Here is a 16565-nt window from a genome sequence, read left to right on the forward strand (position 1 = left end):
CCGCTAGCGCCGCCGCTCCCACAGCGGCTGCAGCAGCACCGCGGCGATGATGATGGCCACGCCCAGGTAGAAATACACATCGAGCTGGCGCTGCTCGCCGAACAGCAGGGCCGCCAGCACGATGGCGTAGACCGGCTCCAGGTTGATCGCCAGCTGCGCGGTGAAGGTGCTGATATGGCGCAGCGCCACCAGCGACAGCGAGAACGGCAGCAGAGTGCAGCCCAGGGCCAGCACGAGCAGCAGCACGGTATCGCGCAGGTCTGGCAGCGGGAAGGCGGCGCCGTCGTGCGGCAGCAGCGGCGCGAGCAGGGTCAGCAGCACGGTGCCCGCGCCCAGTTCGATCGCGGTCACGCTGAGCGCATCGGCCGCATGCACATAGCGCTTGTTGAACGCGGCGAACAGCGAAGCCAGCAAAGCCGAGACCACGCCGACCAGCAATCCCATCTGCATGCCCTCCGGCGTGGCGCCGACCACCAGCACCACGCCGGGCAGCACGAACAGGCCCAGGGTCAGCTCGCGCGGGTTCAGTGCGCGGCCGGCGACCCAGGGTTCGATCACGGCGAGAAAGATCGGGCACAGCGCCATCGAGGTCGCCGCGATCGAAGCGTTGGCCAGCTTCACCGCGGCATAGAACGACAGCCAGTGCAATGCGACCAGCCAGCCTATGCCGGCGTAAATCGCGATCAGCCGCGGCGGCAGCGCGCGCAGGCTGCGCCATACCCGCGGCAGCAGCAGCACCAAGCCGCTGACCAGCAGCATGCGCCACCACACCAGGGCCATCGCCGGCAGGCTGATCATCTTGCCGAGGATGGCGGTGAGTCCCCAGAGCACCACGCAGAAATGGATCTGCAGCAGCGCCTTGCTGTGAGCGGTCAGCGGCAAGCAGCACCTTTCGTCGTCAGTACGCCGGAAGAATGCCAGCTTCGCCGCCGCCTGTCTGGAAGAATGCCTCTAGGGTTGCAGCGGAAACGCCAACAGCGAGCCGGCGATGGTGGCGACGATCACGCTGTCGCCGGCCAGCGCCGGCGAACCGGCGATGCCCCACTGGTGTCCGCCCGTGTCGGCCAGCGGCCAGCGCGTGAGCAGGCGCCCGGAGCTGCGCTCAAGTACGCTGAAGCTGGCCTGGTGGCGGATGAAATACGGCGTCCCGCCGGCGGCGCCGACGTAGATGTACTTGTCCGTCACCAGCGGCGTACCCCAGTTCCAGCCGAAGACATCGCTGCGCCAGAGCACATGGCCGTCCGCGGGATTGATCGCGCTGACGCGGCGCAGGTCGGAGGAGCCGACGTAGATCACGCCGTCGCGCACCACCGGTGTCGATTCCACCCACGAACCCCAGAAAAACAGGCGCCAATGCGTCTCGCCGCTGGCCGCGTCCAGCGACAGCAGGCCGGCGCCGCGGTTGCCGGCCAGCACGCGGCCCGCGTGCACGACCGGCGCGGCGTCGACTTCGGCACCGGTATCGCTGCGCCAGAGTTCACGCCCGCTGGCCGCATCCAGCGCGTAGACAAAATGATCGGCGCTGCCCACGTAGACCTTGCCCTCGGCCAGCGCCACGGCGTTGCGGATGCGGCCGCGCGTGTCGAAGCGCCAGCGCTTCTGCCCGCTGGCCGCATCCACCGCATGCAGACCGCCGTCGCCGGCGCCGATATAGACGGTATCGCCAGCCACCACGGGCTGGGCACCCTGCCAGTCCCAGTCGTAGACAAAGGGATGCGGCAGCACGCGCGTCACCGCGGCATCGCCCAGGGTGTAGCGCCAGCGCTCCTTGCCGTCGGCGCGGGCGAGGCAGAACAGGAAGCCGTTGTCGGCGGCGAAATAGACGCTGTCCGCCGTCACCGCCACCGCGCCATGTATGGGCCGGCCGGCGCTGAAGGCCCAGCGCGGCTTGCCATCGCGCACATCGATTGCATTGAGAATGCCGCCGGTGGTGCCGATATAGGCCACGCCGTCGGCGACCACGGGCGAGGCATAGACCTGTCCGCTCAGCCGCGCCTCCCAGCGCGGCGCCGGCCCGGTCGGCAGCCTGGGCAGCGCCGGTTCGAGCGGCAGCGTACGCACGCGCTTGAACGTGGCCGGACTGTTGGGGCCGGGATAGGTGCCGCTGAGCGTATCGCCGTGCAGACGCAGGTTGAGGAACATGGCCGCGCTGCTCACCGTATCGCCGTCGCGCAGCACTTCGCCGCCCATGTCGGTGCCGAACAGGTTGGCGATGGGCTGGGTGGTCAGTATCGCCAGCTTGCCCTCGGCATTGCGCCGGAACTCCAGGCCGACCTCGATCTTCTCCTTGGCCGAACCCGCCGTACCCAGCCACTTGCCCAGCAGCGCATCCTCCGCCGCCGGCGCCGTGCGCGGCAGCAGCGCCAGCGCTGCCATCAAAATAAAACAAACCACATATGGATAGTGCGATTCCGCCGTTGCCGACCCGACTGCGCCGCGCATGACCTTCCCTCCCCGTGCAGGCCGCCGCGGCCGATCGCGGCGGCGGACGGCGCGCAGTCTGGCGCGCGGCCGCGCGGCGGCCGCGTGCCTCAGGACACGGCGAGTTTGCGCAAATCGCGAGTTGGCCGGCGCCGCACGGCCGCGCTCAGCCCGGCTTGCCGCCCTGGCCGAACAGCACTTTGTTCGCCGCCGCGCTGCCGACCGCGTTCTGCGCACTGAGCCCTTCGGCGCGGGCGTAGGCACGCTGCGTCGCCGGGCGCGCGGCGATGGCCTCGAACCAGCGCTTGAGGTGCGGGAAATCCGCCAGATCCTGGCCCTGGCGCTGGTGCGGCACTATCCACGGGTAGCTGGCCATGTCGGCGATGCTGTAGTCGGCGCCGGCGACGAATTCGTGCTGGCCCAGCTGCTTGTCCAGCACGCCGTACAGGCGCGCGGTCTCGCGCACATAGCGGTCTATGGCGTAGGGAATCTTCTCCGGCGCATAGGTGCCGAAATGATGATTCTGCCCGGCCATGGGCCCCAGCCCGCCGACCTGCCAGTACAGCCATTGCAGCACCTGGCTGCGTTCGCGCGCGGTGCGCGGCAGGAACCGGCCGCTCTTGTCGGCCAGGTATTCCAGGATGGCGCCGGATTCAAACAGCGCAATCGGCGCGCCGCCATCGGCCGGCGCGGTGTCGACGATGGCCGGGATGCGGTTGTTCGGCGAAATGGCGAGGAATTCCGCGCGGAACTGCTCGCCGGCGGTGATATCGACCGGGTGCAGGCTGTAGTCCAGGCCGGCCTCTTCCAGCAGCAGGGTGATCTTGTGGCCGTTGGGCGTCGGCCAGTAGTGGAGCTGGATCATGGGTGCATATCCGCGATGAAGGAAGCCGCCGTATGCCTGCGGCCCGGGTGTTTTTCAACCGCGCCGCGGCGGGAAAGACTGTCCCGCCGCCGGGACCATCGCGCCGCGCAGTGCAACCGTCGGGCCGGCGGAAAAAGGGACGCCGGGCTTCCGGATGCCGAGTGCCGATTTCCGCGGCGGGCCGTACGCGAGCGAATTCTTCGTCAGCGATGAGCCCCAGCCCGCAACACGGCGCGCCGGCGCGAGCAGGCCGCTTCCGCCCTGCCGCGGCTGCGCGTAACCCCGCGGCGGCCGGGCACACGCCGCGCGGAGAATTTCGCGGCGCCGTGTGATATTTCCGCCCCGGCCGGCGAATACAGGCAGCAGGCGCCAGTCGCGGCGCCGCCACCGGAAACCTGCCATGCCCTGCGGTACCACCCAGTCAGTGCTTGCGCCTGCCCGTCCCGCGGGCGCACCGTATCGCGCGCCGCGCCCGTCCCGACTGCCCGGGCCGCCGCGCGCATGATTCCCCTCTGTCCCGTTCCCAGCCCGGGCCTGGCCTGCCTGGCTGCATCCACTGCCTCGCTGCCCATGACCGAACGCGCCGCCGACGACGTCTTCCTGGAACAGCTGCGCCAGCACACCGCCATTCTGTACAAAGTGGCCAATGCCTATTGCCGCCGGCGCGAGGACCGCGGCGACCTGATCCAGGACATGGTGGCCGAACTCTGGCGCTCCTGGCCGCGCTTCGATCCGGCCGGCTCCTTCGCCGGCTGGATGCAGCGCATCGCGATCAATGTGGCCATCTCCTTCCACCGCGGCGAAAGCCGGCGCATACGCGATGCATTGCCGCTGGAGGAATTCGGCCTGGACCTCGCCGCCGCCGACCGCGTACTCGACGCCGAGGGCGACGACCTGCGCGCGCTGCACCAGCTGATCGCCCGGCTGGAACCGCTCAACCGCGCCCTGATCCTGCTCTATCTCGAAGGCTATTCGCAGGAAGAAATGGCCGGCCTGACCGGCCTCGGCGCGAGCAATGTCGCCACCCGCATCAACCGCATCAAGCAACGGCTGCAGCGCGACTACGCGGCCGCGGAGGAAAGCCCATGAACACCCGGACGCTGGATCTGGACCAACTGCGCCAGCAATGGACTGCGCAAGGCCGCGAGCTGGACGCGCACCTGCAGCTGGACGTGAACGCCGTACGCCGCCGCCTGGCCGCCGGCACGGCGACGGCGCTGCAGCGGCAGAAACTGCGGCGCGGGCTGGCGCTGCTCGCCGGCGCCGGCCTGCTCGCCGCGCTGCTGGCCTTCATGACCGCTCACACCGGCGATCCGCCCTATCTGCTGCTGGCGCTGCCGCTGGCGCTGCTGACGCTGTTCGCCGGCAGTGTCGATGCGCGCGAATGGCTCGTCCTGCGGCAGATCGACTTCGCCCAGCCGCTCGCCCGACTGCGCACGCAATACGACGAGCTGCGCGCGCGCCGCCTGCAATTGGCGCGGCTGATCGCCCAGCTTTCCGTGCTGCTGTGGCTGCCCATGATCCTGGTCGCCGTGAAAGGCCTGGCCGGCGTGGATCTGCTGCGCCGTCTTCCGCCCAGCGTCATCCTGGTCAATCTGAGCCTGGGCCTGATCGCGATACCGCTGCTGGGCGCGGTCACGCGCTGGGCCGCATCGCGCTGGCCGCAGTCGACCGCACTGCGCCGCTTCGGCGACAGCGTGGCCGGCGGCGACTGGCAGCACACCAGCGCGCAGTTGGACCGGCAACTGGATTTCGAGCACGACCTCGCCAGCGCGCCGCTGCACGCCGTGCGCCGTGCCGCCGCGGCACCGCTGCCTGCCGCTGTCGAGGCGCTGCGGCGCAGCGCCTGCCGCCGCAGCGATCTGGGCATAGCCGCCATCTGCGTGCTGATCCTCGGCGGCGGCGTGTTCAATGCGCAGCACGGCAGCAGCGCCAGTGCGCTGATTCCCGGCATCGTCCTGCACCTGCTCGCCGTAGGCTGGCTCATCGCCGCGATCCAGCAGCGCGACGCGCTGGCCGCGCCGGACGCCGGCGACGCCAGTTCCTGGCGCGAACGCCTGGGCCGCGCGCTGCACCGGCGCGAAGTGCTGCTGCAGTCCTACGTCGTCGCCCTGCCGCTGCTGTCGCTGGCGCTGCTGCAGGTGCTGGGGCTGGCGCTCGCCGCCGCCGACCTGTGGCAGCTGCTGGGACTGGCGACCTGGCTGGGCCTGGGCGTGCCCGCACTGATCGCCAGTGTGCTGTTGTATCGGCACTGGCGCCGCGCGGCGCCGCATTTCGCCGCACGGCTGGTCGAGGCGCTGAGCCTGGGCAGCCTGCACCGCGCGAAGGCCGTCATCCGCGCGTCATCGGCGGCCGACGACGACGCGGCGCAACGCGAGGCCGCGTGAAACAACCACGCAGCCTCGCGCAACGAACGCCGTCCACCCGACCAAAGTCGCAATGAATCGTCGCCGCCGCGGCACCACCCTGATCTGCCCGCGGCGGCGCAGCGCGCCGCCATCCCACCTGGAGCCCGCACCATGGAATATCGCTACCTCGGCCGTTCCGGCTTTCGCGTACCCGTACTCAGCTTCGGCACCGGCACCTTCGGCGGCCAGGGCGCGCTGTTCAGCGCCTGGGGCTCTACCGACGTGGCCGAGGCGCGCCGGCTGGTCGATATCTGCCTCGACGCCGGCCTCAACATGTTCGACAGCGCCGATGTGTATTCCAAGGGCGCGGCCGAATCCATCCTCGGCGAAGCGATCAAGGGGCGTCCGCGCGACCAGCTCATCCTCTCGACCAAGGCCACCTTCCGCTTCGGCGACGGCGAGAACCAGGTCGGTTCCTCGCGCCATCACCTGATCAACGCCGTAGACGCCGCGCTCAAGCGCCTGGGCACCGACTACATCGACCTGTTCCAGCTGCACGGCTTCGACGCGCGCACGCCGCTGGAAGAAACCCTGTCCACGCTCGACAACCTGGTCCGCGCCGGCAAGCTGCGCTACCTCGGCGTATCCAATTTCAGCGGCTGGCATCTGATGAAGTCGCTGGGCATCGCCGACCGCTATGGCTGGTCGCGCTACGTGGCGCACCAAGCCTATTACTCGCTGATCGGCCGCGACTACGAATGGGAGCTGATGCCGCTGGCCGCCGACCAGGGCGTGGGCGCGGTAGTATGGAGCCCGCTGGGCTGGGGCCGCCTGACCGGCAAGCTGCGCCGCGGCACGGCGCTGCCCGAATCCAGCCGCCTGCACGCGACGGCCGATTACGGCCCGCCGGTGAACGACGAGTATCTTTACAAGGTCGTCGACGTGCTCGACGAGATCGCCGCCGAAACCGGCAAGAGCGTGCCGCAGATCGCGCTGAACTGGCTGCTGCAGCGGCCCACTGTCAGCAACATCATCATCGGCGCGCGCAACGAGGAACAGCTGCGGCAGAACCTCGGCGCGGTGGGCTGGAACCTGAGCGCGGAACAGGTCGCACGGCTGGACGCTGCCAGCGCGACGACAAAGACCTATCCGTACTGGCACCAGGCGGGCTTCAGCTATCGCAATCCCACGCCAGTCTGAAACGGCGGCGGGCCTGGCATGCAGAGGGGCGGCGCCGCCGTCATTGCGGCGCCGGCCTGCGGCATGGATGTTTGCAAAATAGTTGCGCCGTGCGCAGGCGGCAGGGCATGCACGCAGCGCGGCCGCAAGCTGTGCACACCTAGCCTTGCTCTCGTACGATAAATTTCGCAGATATGATTTTCATATTCTTTGCCGCGTAGTACTGTTGCGCGGTCTTCCTGGATCGCAGGCAAGGAAACCGTGATGCAGGCGGAACGCCACATCCTTACACGCAGCGGGCTGCGGGTGCCGCGCATCCTGTACGGCACGGCCTGGAAGAAAGCGCAGACCGCGCGCTGGGTGCGCGAAGCCCTCGATGCCGGCTTCGACGGCATCGATACCGCCTGCCAGCCCAGGCATTACGACGAAGCCGGCGTCGGCACCGGCCTGCGCGCCTCGCGCCGCGCACGCGGCGAACTTTATCTGCAGACCAAGTTCACGCCGCTGGCCGGACAGGACCCGGCGCGCCTGCCCTACGACGCCGGTGCAAGCATCGCGCAACAGGTGCGGCAATCCTTCGCCCAGTCCCTGCACAACCTCGGCAGCCCCTATCTCGACTGCCTGCTGCTGCATTCGCCGCTGCAGGACCAGCGGCAGATGCGCGAATGCTGGCAGGCGCTGGAAGCCCTGGCCGACAGCGGCCAGGTCGGCCAGCTCGGCATCAGCAACTGCTACGAGCCCGACGCACTGCGCCGCCTGGACCGCGAAGCGCGTATCAAACCCGCCGTGGTGCAGAACCGCTTCTACGCCGCCACCGGCTATGACAGCGAGATCCGTGCCTACTGCCGCGGCGAGGGTATCGTCTACCAGAGCTTCTGGACCTTGAGCGCCAATCCGCAGCTGCTCGCCGACCCGGCCGTGACCGGCCCGGCCCGCTCGCTGGACCGCACGCCGGCACAGATCCTGTTCCGCTACCTGCTCCAGCAGGACGTGGTGCCGCTGACCGGCACCACATCGCTGCCGCATATGCAGCAAAGCCTGGCCATCTTCGATTTCGCGCTGACGGATGCAGAGGCCGGCGCCATCACGGCGCTGCTCTAGCCGCGCACCCCACCGGCATTCCCCGGTATCGCCGCCATTGTCGTGCGTGGAATCCGGTCAGGAAACGGCCATATCAGCCGCGCCCGGCACCCGAGCACCAGGCCTGTCCGCGACGGCGCTAGGATAAGCCCCGCGTCCCGCCCTGGAGGTTCCCATGCCCAAGCTCGTGAAATGCGGCCTGATCCAGACCCGCATGGCCTGCGCCGCCGACGAACCGCTGCCCATCATCCGCGAATCCAACATTGCCAGGACTGTCGGCTTCATCGAGCAGGCCGCCCGCGAAGGCGTGCAGATCCTGTGCATGCAGGAAATCTTCACTGGCCCGTACTTCTGCGCCGAACAGAACCCGCGCTGGTTCGACGCGGTGGAAGCAATTCCCGACGGCCCCACCACGCAGCTGATGTGCGAACTCGCACGGCAGTACCGCATGGTCATCGTCGTGCCGCTGTACGAGGAAGACACCACCGGCGTCTACTACAACACCGCCGCCGTCGTCGACGCCGATGGCCGCTATCTGGGCAAATACCGCAAGAACCATATTCCCCACTGCGCCCCCGGCTTCTGGGAGAAGTTCTACTTCCGCCCCGGCAACCTCGGCTATCCCGTCTTCGACACCGCCTATGCCCGCATCGGCGTCTACATCTGCTACGACCGCCACTTCCCCGAAGGCGCCCGCGCCCTGGGCCTGGCCGGCGCCGAAATCGTATTCAACCCCTCGGCCACCGTCGCCGGGCTGTCCGAATACCTGTGGAAACTGGAACAACCTGCCCACGCCGTCGCCAACGCCTATTTCGTCGGCGCCATCAACCGCGTAGGCACCGAAGCCCCCTGGAACATCGGCGAGTTCTACGGCCAGAGCTACTTCTGCAATCCCCGCGGCCAGATGCTCGCCACCGCCTCGCGCGACCGCTCCGAACTGGTCACCGCGGAGCTGGACCTGGACCAGATCCGCGAAGTGCGCAACGTATGGGCGTTCTACCGGGACCGGCGCCCGGACAGCTATGGGGCGCTGGTGGCGCCGTAGCGGCCAGGGTTAGGGCTCGGATTCGGGCTCGGGCCCGGCTTCGGAATTCGCAGTGAACGTGCGGCGGAACCTGAAGCTTATGGCAAGTAAAATTCGCCGGATTTCTTCGAGAAAAAGCGGAAAGCCCCCTCTCCCCCAAGCTCGCTTGGGGGAGAGGGCTGGGGCGAGGGGGCAACGACCAACGCCCCTCGCCGCTTGTATTTTCGCCAAAATCTTCAACACGCGAAGAACAGCGCGAAAACCGGACCATATCGCAAACCGAAGCGCCGCCCCTCTTCCCCAAGCGCGTAGAACGCGCTTGGGGAAGAGGGCTTCTCCGCGCCGCAATTCAACGAAACGCAACGGTTAATGCCGAAAACGGCGACCCGTTTCGCCGCAGGTGCCGACGCCGCACCACAAACATCCAGAACCACCGCTAGACAGGCACCGCCAGAGCCCTCAACTCAGCGCCCCCTGAGGCGATACCTCCCCCGGTAATCATTCGGCGTCATGCTCACCACCTGCTTGAACAGCCGCCGGAAACTCGAAACATCCTGGTACCCGCACCGCCCCACGATCTCTTCAAACGAAAGGTGCGTGGTCTCCAGCAGCGCCTTGGCCCGCTCCACTCGCAGCTTCTGCACATACTCCAGCGGCGTAGCCCCGAAATCCTCATGAAAACGCCGCAGCAAAGTGCGCTCGGAAACGCGGCAATGATCCGCCAGGTCGCGCACGCTGATGGTTTCGTGCAGGCGCTTCTGCAGCCATTTTTCGGCACGCTCGCTCAGGCCCTGGCGCGGGCGCTGGGCCAGGGCCATGCTGATGTAGGGCGCCTGGCTCTGGCGTTCGCGGTCCACCAGCATCAGGCGCGAGACGTTGTGGGCCAGGCCTTTGCCGCCGGCCCATTCCACCATCTGCAATACCAGTTCGTAGGCGGCGGTGGAGGCGCCGGCGGTGATGATGTCGCCGTCGTCGATCAGCATTTCCTCGACCGCCAGCTCCACCGCCGGATAGCGTTCGCGCACCAGGTTGGCCAGCCACCAGCTCGTGGTGGCGCGGCGGCCGTCGAGCAGGCCGGCTTCGGCCAGCAGCAGCATGGCGTTGCAGGTCGTGGCAATGCGCAGGCCGGCTTCGGCGCAGCGGCGCAGCAGCACGCGCTCGGCGACGAGGTTGTCCAGCCGCCGGCACAGGTCGCCGACGTTGTTGTAGTCGATGGCGCTGACCAGCAGCACGTCCAGCTCGTCCGGCCGCGCCAGCTCCGCTTCAAAGCTGACACCCTGGGCCAGGCGCACGGTGCCGGCGCGCGCCGCGACCAGGCGCGCGCTCAGCGGCGGCGGCGCGCCGGGATTGAGTACATGGGCCAGCTTGTTGGCCGTGCGCAAGGTGTCCAGCGGCGCCGTCACCGTCGACGGCATGGCCGACTCATGCACCAGGATGCCGATGCGCAGCGCCATCAGTCGGCTCCGTGAACCGCGGCGATCCGGCCGGCCTGGACCAGGCTGGAATTGTCGACAAAGACGACACCGCCGCCCTGCCCGGCGATCTGCTGCAGCAGCGCCGGCGGCAGCGTCGCGGCCTGGCCCGGTGCGGTGCGGCAGCCAGCGTCGACACGGGTGGCGCGGGCGCCGGCTTCGGTGCCGCCCAGCGGCAGCAGATCCAGCCGGCCGCCTTCGGCCGGCACTGCCAGCCACAGGCCGGGTGCGAGGCTGGCCGCGCATTCGGCGCTGAAAACGCGGCTATGGACCGCACCGTCGCGGGCGTCGTACTGCTCGAAGCGGGCCGCGGCCAGGTCCAGCCGCATGCTGTAATCGCGGCCGGGCAGCGGCTCGGCGGCGTTCTGGTCGATGGCAATATCCGCCGCCGCTGCAGCACCGGCGAGCAGCAGGCCGGCGCAGAGGGCCAGCACGGGACGGGAAATCAGTCGGGAGGCGGTTTTCATGGCTCGTGTCCTTGGGGAGGGTGGAACCATGCTAGGTCTCGCCAGCCTGCGGCGCCGGTGGCGGAATCGCAATCCTGATGGTGAATTCCGCCAGGGGATTTCCGCCGCCGTGACGGAATCCGCAACCGGCGCCGCAGCCGCTGCCGTCGCGCCCGATGCCTACTGGCGCATGGGGACCGGCAGCGCGGAATTCAATTGCCGACTGCGCGGCTCGTGCAGAAAAAGATCAGCCCACGCACGCTGAATGCAACGATCGCGGGCGCCTCGATGAGCTGGGCGGATCAGCCCGAGTCCGCCGGACGCGGCCGCTCCGAAACCGGCGCCGACCCATCCGCACCCGCGGCGCGGTCAGGCCTGTTTCGTTGCAGCCGCGCCGCGCACGGCACGGGATCGCCCATCGAACACGGGGCGCACCCCATGCCGGCGCCCTGTCAGTCAGACTCCGCGCAGGATTACCTTTCCCCATCCCGCAGCCACACTTGCAGATCGTCCAGACGCCGGCCGAAATCACCGCCGCGCTCGCTGTCACCTGTACTGCGGGCGATTCCGGCGGCCGCCGCCGCGTTGGCGCGGTCGCCGGCGGCGCGAAAAATCTCGGCGGCGCGCAGGCCGTATCGCGGCGCGGCGGCGAGGCGCTGCAGGCTCAGGCGATACCACAGCGCCCGGGTTTCCGCAGCGGCTTCAAAGCGAGCAAGCGCCAGCAGCAGATACGGGTGCGCCGGCGCCAGCGCATGCGCTTCGCGCAATATCCGGCGTCCCGCTGCGGCTTGCGCCGGATCGTCGGGCGACAGCGTGAGCGCCCAATCGATTTCGCTGTCGACCAGACGCTTCACTTCCAGCGGCAGGAACGGCGAAATGCTGCGGCTGCCGCGGTCCGCCAGGTGCCAGCGCAGAATGCGGTCGTTGACGGACTGGCCGACGGAGTTCCGCTCCTCCTGGCGCAAGCGCAGGGCCTGGTCGTGGACCCGATCGCTGATGCGGCCGTCCTCGTCCACCTTCTGGCCGCCCAGCACCTGCAAGGTGCGGACGATGCTGCGGGCGGTGCTATCGGCGTCGCGCTGGTCCTTTTCCCAGAGGCGTGCGGACCTGTCCCAGCTCCCGGTCGCCAGGAGCAGTCCGTCGGGGCTGAAGCTCGCCGCGGCAAGCGGGCCGTCATGCCGCATCGGCGCTCCCAGCGCCGCTCCGTCTTCCGCATCCCAGAGGCGCGCTGCGCCATCCTTGGAAGCGGTCACTATGCTCCGGCCATCCGCGCTGAAGTGGGCGGCAACCACATCGCCTTCGTGCAACAGTTTGTACGACCCCAGTCCGGTCATGCTGCCCCATACCTGCGCCGTGTCGTCCCAGCTCGCAGTGAGCACGCGCACATCGTTGGGGCTGAATTCGGCGCTGACCACTGCATCGGAATGCCTGAGCGGATCGCCCAGGGCGGCACCGTCGGCCACGTTCCAGATCCGTGCGGTGAAGTCGCCGCTGGCAGTGACGAGCTGACGCCCGTTGTGGCTGAACCGCGCTGAATAGACCGGGCCGCGATGACGCAGCGGCGGCACGCGCGGCCGTCCGGAATCGCTGTCCCAGATGCGCGCCACGCCGTCGTCGCCCGCGGTCGCGATACGCTCGCCGTCGGGGCTGAAATGCGCCATGTATACCCAGCCTCCATGCACCATGGGATTGCCGATCTGGCGCTGGTCGGCCGCAGACCAGATGCGCGCGGACATGTCCTTGCTGGCGGTGACGACGTAGGCGCCGTCCGGGCTGAATTCCGCCCAGTAGACGGCGTCCGCATGCTGCAGCGGCTGGCCCTCGGGCTCGCCGGTACGCGCATTCCACAGCCGCGCGGTGCCGTCCTTGCTCGCCGTCACCAGGCGATTGCCGTCGGCACTGAACTGGGCGGACAGCACCCAGTCGGCGTGATGCAGCGGCGCTCCCAGGGCCTTGCCGCTTTGCGTATCCCAGATCAGCGCGACGCCGTCCCAGCCGGCCGTCACCAAGCGGCCGCCATCGGGGCTGAACTCCACCACGGATACCGTGCCGGCGTGGTTAAAGGGACCGACCGGCGTGTTCTTGCTGCGCTGCGCGTCCCAGATCCGCACCGTGCCGTCGCGGCTCGCGCTGGCGACACGGGCGTCGTCGGTGCTGAAGCCGGCCGCGGTGACGATGTCGTCGTGCCGCAGCGGCTCGGCCAGCAGGGCGCCGCTGCGCACGTCCCACAGCCGCGCGGCGCGACCGGCCGTAGTCAGCAGGCGGGTGCCATCGCTGTCGAAACGCACAGAAAGCACGCGGTCTTCGTGGTGCAGCGCAGGCGCGGCCGGCTGGCCCGTAGCCGCATCCCACAGTTGCACCGTATCGTCACGGCCGACGCTGGCCAGGCGTGTCCCGTCGGGGCTGAAGCGCACAAGGTCCACCGCCGCGCCATGCGGCAGCGGCGTGCCTTCAAGCCTGTCGTCGCCAATTTTCCACAACCGCGCCATGCCGTCGTCGCCGGCGCTGGCCAGCCAGGCACCGTCGGGGCTGAACTCGACGCAATGCGCGGCGCCGCTCTCGTGTCCGGCGTCAGCCAGCACGGCGCCGCTGGCCGCATCCAGGAGGCGCACGCTACCGTCGCCGCCGGCGACGGCAAGCTGGTCGCCCGAAGGCGAGTAGCGCACCCAGGAGACGCTACCGTCTTGCTGCCACGCCCGGCGCCGGACCAGCCCGTCGGAAAGCGCCCATTGCAGCACCTGGCCCTCGCGCCCGGCGGTGGCCAGCCACTTTCCGTCGGCGCTGAAATCGGCGGACGTGATCCCGCCCGGATGCTCCGGCAACTGCCGCATTTCGCCGCCGGGCACCTGCCACAGGCGAATTGAGCCGTCCTCGCCCGCGCTCAGAAGACGCCCTCCGCCGGCATCGAAGCGCAGCACCGCCAGCGGACTGCCGTGACGCAGGACAGGGCCGGCCGCAACCAACTTTTTTGCATCCCACAGCTGCGCGTCGCCGCCCTCGGTCGCTGTCGCGAAATAACGCCCGTCGCTGCTGAAATCCAGCTGTGCGACACCCTGCGCATGACGCAGCGGCAGGCTCACCGCCGCACCGCGGCGGGTGTCCCAGATACGCGCGGCGCCGTCGGCGCTGGCGGTGACAAGGCGCGTGCCGTCCGGGCTGAAGCGCGCCTGGTACACGGCGCCGGCGTGGCGCAGGGGCGGCGCCAGCGCTTCGCCCGTAAAGCCATCCCAGAGCCTGGCCGTGCCGTCGGCCGCGGCGCTGAGCAGACGCAGACCGTCGTCGCTGAAGGCGAGGGCGTTGACGGCCCCCTCGTGCATCATGGGTTCGCTCAGCCGGCTTGCGCCCGTCACGTCCCAAAGCAGCACCGCGTGATCCTGCCCCGCGCTGGCGATACGCAACCCGTCGGGACTGAAACGGACCGCGGAGAGAATGCCGCCGTGATGCAGCGGCGGCCCCACCGCCCGGCCGCTGGCCATGTCCCAGACCCGTACCTGATCGCCCGCCGCCGTCGCCAGGCGGCGGCCGTCCGGACTGAAGTCGACCGCCACCACCTCCGCGGCATGCAGCAATGGCGGGCCGGCAGCGGCGGCATACTGCGCATCCCAGACCTGCGCGATCCGATCGGCGCCCACCGTGACCACCTGGGTACCGTCCGGACTGAAGCGCGCCTGCCTGACCGCCGCCGCGTGACGCAGCGGCGGGCCGGCGCGCGAGGCGTCGCGCGCCAGCCATATCTGCGCCGTGCCGTCGTCGCTCGCCGTAATCAGGCGGCTGCCGTCGGGACTGAATTCAACGGCGTTGATGCGGCCGTCGTGGGACAGGGCCGATCCCGTCGCGACACCTTGCTGCAGATTCCACAACCGCACCAGTTGATCGCTGCCGGCTGTCGCCGCGTAGTTGCCGTCGGGACTGAAGCGAACCAGCATCAGCTTGTATTCCTGGCTCAAGGTCATGGTGGGCTCGCCGGTATCCACGTCCCACACCTTGGCCGAGCCATCCAGGCCGGCCGTCAGCACGCGCCGGCCGTCCGGACTGAACACCGCATCCTGCACGCTGCCGATATGCGGCAGCCTGGCCAGCAGTGCGGAACCCGGCGCTTGCTGCAGGGCCATGGTGCCGGCCAGCGCCGCGCCGGGCAGCACGCCATAACCCAGAGATTCCGTCAGATAGGCATTCCAGCCCGGACCGTTGCCGGCCAGCAGTTGTTCCTGGGCCCGTCCGAACGCGCGCTGGGCGGCCTGGGTCAGCAGCGTATCCGCCTTCGCTTCGGCAACCTGGGCCTTGCTGCGCGCGACGCTTTCCTTCGTCGCGTTGACCCAGGCCTGGTAGGCGGACAGGATCGCAAAGGCAAACAGCCCGGCCATCGCAACAACGATCGCCCAGGTGATCAGCTGCGCCCGGCGCGCCTGCGCCGCCTTGAGCTCCGCCGTCCGCGCCCGCAACAGCTCCTGCTCGGCCCGGGCAGCTTCCTCTTCGGCGCGATGGCGTTGTTCGGCGAGCAGGCGGCCCTCTTCGCGCGACTGCGCCGCCAGCGGCACCAGCAGGTCGTGGGTCAGCTCGATGCGCTGCACGCCGTCGCGCAGTTCGGAGGTCAGCAGCCGCCGCTCGATGAGGCGGTCCAGGAATTCCGCCGCCCGCGCCACACCGGCCGCATCCATCCGTCCCAGCACCGTGTTCCGCGACGACGCCTCGCGATGCCGCCCTTCCGCATCGACCAGCAGGTTTTCCACCACATCGCGCACGGATGCCGGCATGCCGGCGAAGCTGCGCAGGTAGAACTGCTGCAGGATATCCTCGCTGTGGTTGCGCACCTGATCCGCGGAAATCTGCGGCTGCTGGCTGCGAATGCGCGCTTCGTTCAACTCGGCGCAGAGAAGGCTGAGCAGCGGCGGCACAGCTTCGATATCGCCAAGATCCGTGCCCGGCTCGCGCTTGGCGACGTAGCAGACTATGTCGTGCGCCACCGCCGCGTTCACCACCGGCGCCTCCGCCTTGCAGCCGGGGCCAAGCACGACCTGCAGCGCATTGATGCCGTCCAGCTCGGTCAGCTCCATGCGATTGCGCATCACCGAAGGCAGCGATTTCTTCCAGCGTTCCAGCTCGTGCAGGAAGTCCTCGCGCAGGGCAAGCACGATACGCAGCGCGCTTTCGCCGGACACGTAGGGGCCGGGCGCGAACGGGTCCTCGGACGAATGCAGCTCCACGCCCGGCGGCGGGCGGTTTTCCGTGATCCCCGCCAACTCGGCCATGAGGGCGGCCACTTCCTCGCGCCGCTCGCGCCCGTCGCGGCGCTGTGCGAGGGTGAATATCTCCTCGAACTGGTCGAAGATCAGCACCGGCCGGGTCAGCTCTATCCGTCCGCGCGTCGCCTCGTGGTGGGCCAGCTCCCACAGCGAACGCTCTTCCAGCTTCACGCCCAGCGCCTGCCCGAGCGCCTCCCGCACCTGCTGCACCAGCGGCGGCGCGTCATCGAAGCGCAGGCGGGTCAGCACCGCCTCGCGCCCTTCCACCTTCAGCCGCGGCAGCAGGCCCGCGCCGAGCAGCGAGGTCTTGCCCAGCCCGGAGCGGCCGAACAGGATGGTCATGGGGTCCAGGCAGACGCGCCGGTAGAGTTCGCGAACCTCGCCGTCGCGGCCGTAGAAATAGCTCTGGTTTTCACTCGTATACGAACGCAGCCCCAGCCACGGGCGCTGCGGGTCCAGCCGCAGGGAGGCGCCGTCGCTCATGCGG

At 69.2% G+C, this 16565-nt stretch carries 11 protein-coding genes; 5 read left to right on the plus strand and 6 right to left on the minus strand.

The window, feature by feature from the left end; all coding sequences use genetic code 11:
- Positions 1-3: 3 nt before the first annotated feature.
- The 3 genes from NM961_RS15560 to NM961_RS15570 all read right to left on the minus strand — a co-directional run bounded on the left by NM961_RS15560 (position 4) and on the right by NM961_RS15570 (position 3286).
- A complete protein-coding gene (locus NM961_RS15560; RefSeq protein ID WP_439334220.1) occupies positions 4-882 on the minus strand; it encodes a DMT family transporter in 879 nt (292 codons plus the stop codon).
- A 69-nt stretch (positions 883-951) separates the two neighbouring features.
- Entirely contained in the window at positions 952-2376 is a 1425-nt protein-coding gene (locus tag NM961_RS15565; protein ID WP_255915326.1) for an outer membrane protein assembly factor BamB family protein, read from the minus strand.
- A 211-nt stretch (positions 2377-2587) separates the two neighbouring features.
- Complete coding sequence (locus NM961_RS15570) at positions 2588-3286, minus strand: glutathione binding-like protein (protein WP_255915327.1); 699 nt, start codon at positions 3284-3286, stop codon at positions 2588-2590.
- A gap of 501 nt (positions 3287-3787) precedes the next feature.
- Between NM961_RS15570 and NM961_RS15575 the strand changes: the two genes are divergently transcribed.
- The 5 genes from NM961_RS15575 (at position 3788) to NM961_RS15595 (ending at position 8938) form a co-directional block, all read left to right on the plus strand.
- Positions 3788-4375 carry an RNA polymerase sigma factor gene (locus NM961_RS15575; protein WP_255915328.1) on the plus strand — a complete coding sequence of 196 codons (588 nt, stop codon included), beginning with the start codon at positions 3788-3790 and terminating at the stop codon, positions 4373-4375.
- Positions 4372-5673: a hypothetical protein gene (locus NM961_RS15580; protein WP_255915329.1), complete on the plus strand. Its 1302-nt coding sequence runs from the start codon at positions 4372-4374 to the stop codon at positions 5671-5673. The genes NM961_RS15575 and NM961_RS15580 overlap by 4 nt, the downstream gene beginning before the upstream one ends.
- A 132-nt stretch (positions 5674-5805) precedes the next feature.
- The gene (locus NM961_RS15585) at positions 5806-6834 is read left to right on the plus strand and encodes an aldo/keto reductase (protein WP_255915330.1); all 1029 of its coding nucleotides are present in this window, start codon (positions 5806-5808) and stop codon (positions 6832-6834) included.
- Between the two features lie 243 nt (positions 6835-7077).
- Positions 7078-7914, plus strand: coding sequence for an aldo/keto reductase family protein (locus NM961_RS15590; RefSeq protein ID WP_255915331.1), 837 nt, complete (start codon positions 7078-7080; stop codon positions 7912-7914).
- 154 nt (positions 7915-8068) lie between these two features.
- Complete coding sequence (locus NM961_RS15595) at positions 8069-8938, plus strand: nitrilase-related carbon-nitrogen hydrolase (protein WP_255915332.1); 870 nt, start codon at positions 8069-8071, stop codon at positions 8936-8938.
- A 443-nt stretch (positions 8939-9381) separates the two neighbouring features.
- On the opposite strand, the gene NM961_RS15600 is transcribed toward NM961_RS15595, so the two are convergent.
- The 3 genes from NM961_RS15600 to NM961_RS15610 all read right to left on the minus strand — a co-directional run bounded on the left by NM961_RS15600 (position 9382) and on the right by NM961_RS15610 (position 16561).
- Positions 9382-10371, minus strand: a complete 990-nt coding sequence (locus tag NM961_RS15600) for a GlxA family transcriptional regulator (protein WP_255915333.1) — start codon at positions 10369-10371, stop codon at positions 9382-9384.
- Entirely contained in the window at positions 10371-10856 is a 486-nt protein-coding gene (locus NM961_RS15605) for a hypothetical protein (protein WP_255915334.1), read from the minus strand. Before NM961_RS15605 ends, NM961_RS15600 begins: the two co-directional genes overlap by 1 nt.
- A gap of 452 nt (positions 10857-11308) precedes the next feature.
- Positions 11309-16561: a WD40 domain-containing protein gene (locus NM961_RS15610; protein WP_255915335.1), complete on the minus strand. Its 5253-nt coding sequence runs from the start codon at positions 16559-16561 to the stop codon at positions 11309-11311.
- Positions 16562-16565: the final 4 nt, after the last annotated feature.

Source organism: Tahibacter harae (assembly GCF_024437735.1).
Classification (GTDB): Bacteria; Pseudomonadota; Gammaproteobacteria; order Xanthomonadales; family Rhodanobacteraceae; genus Tahibacter; species Tahibacter harae.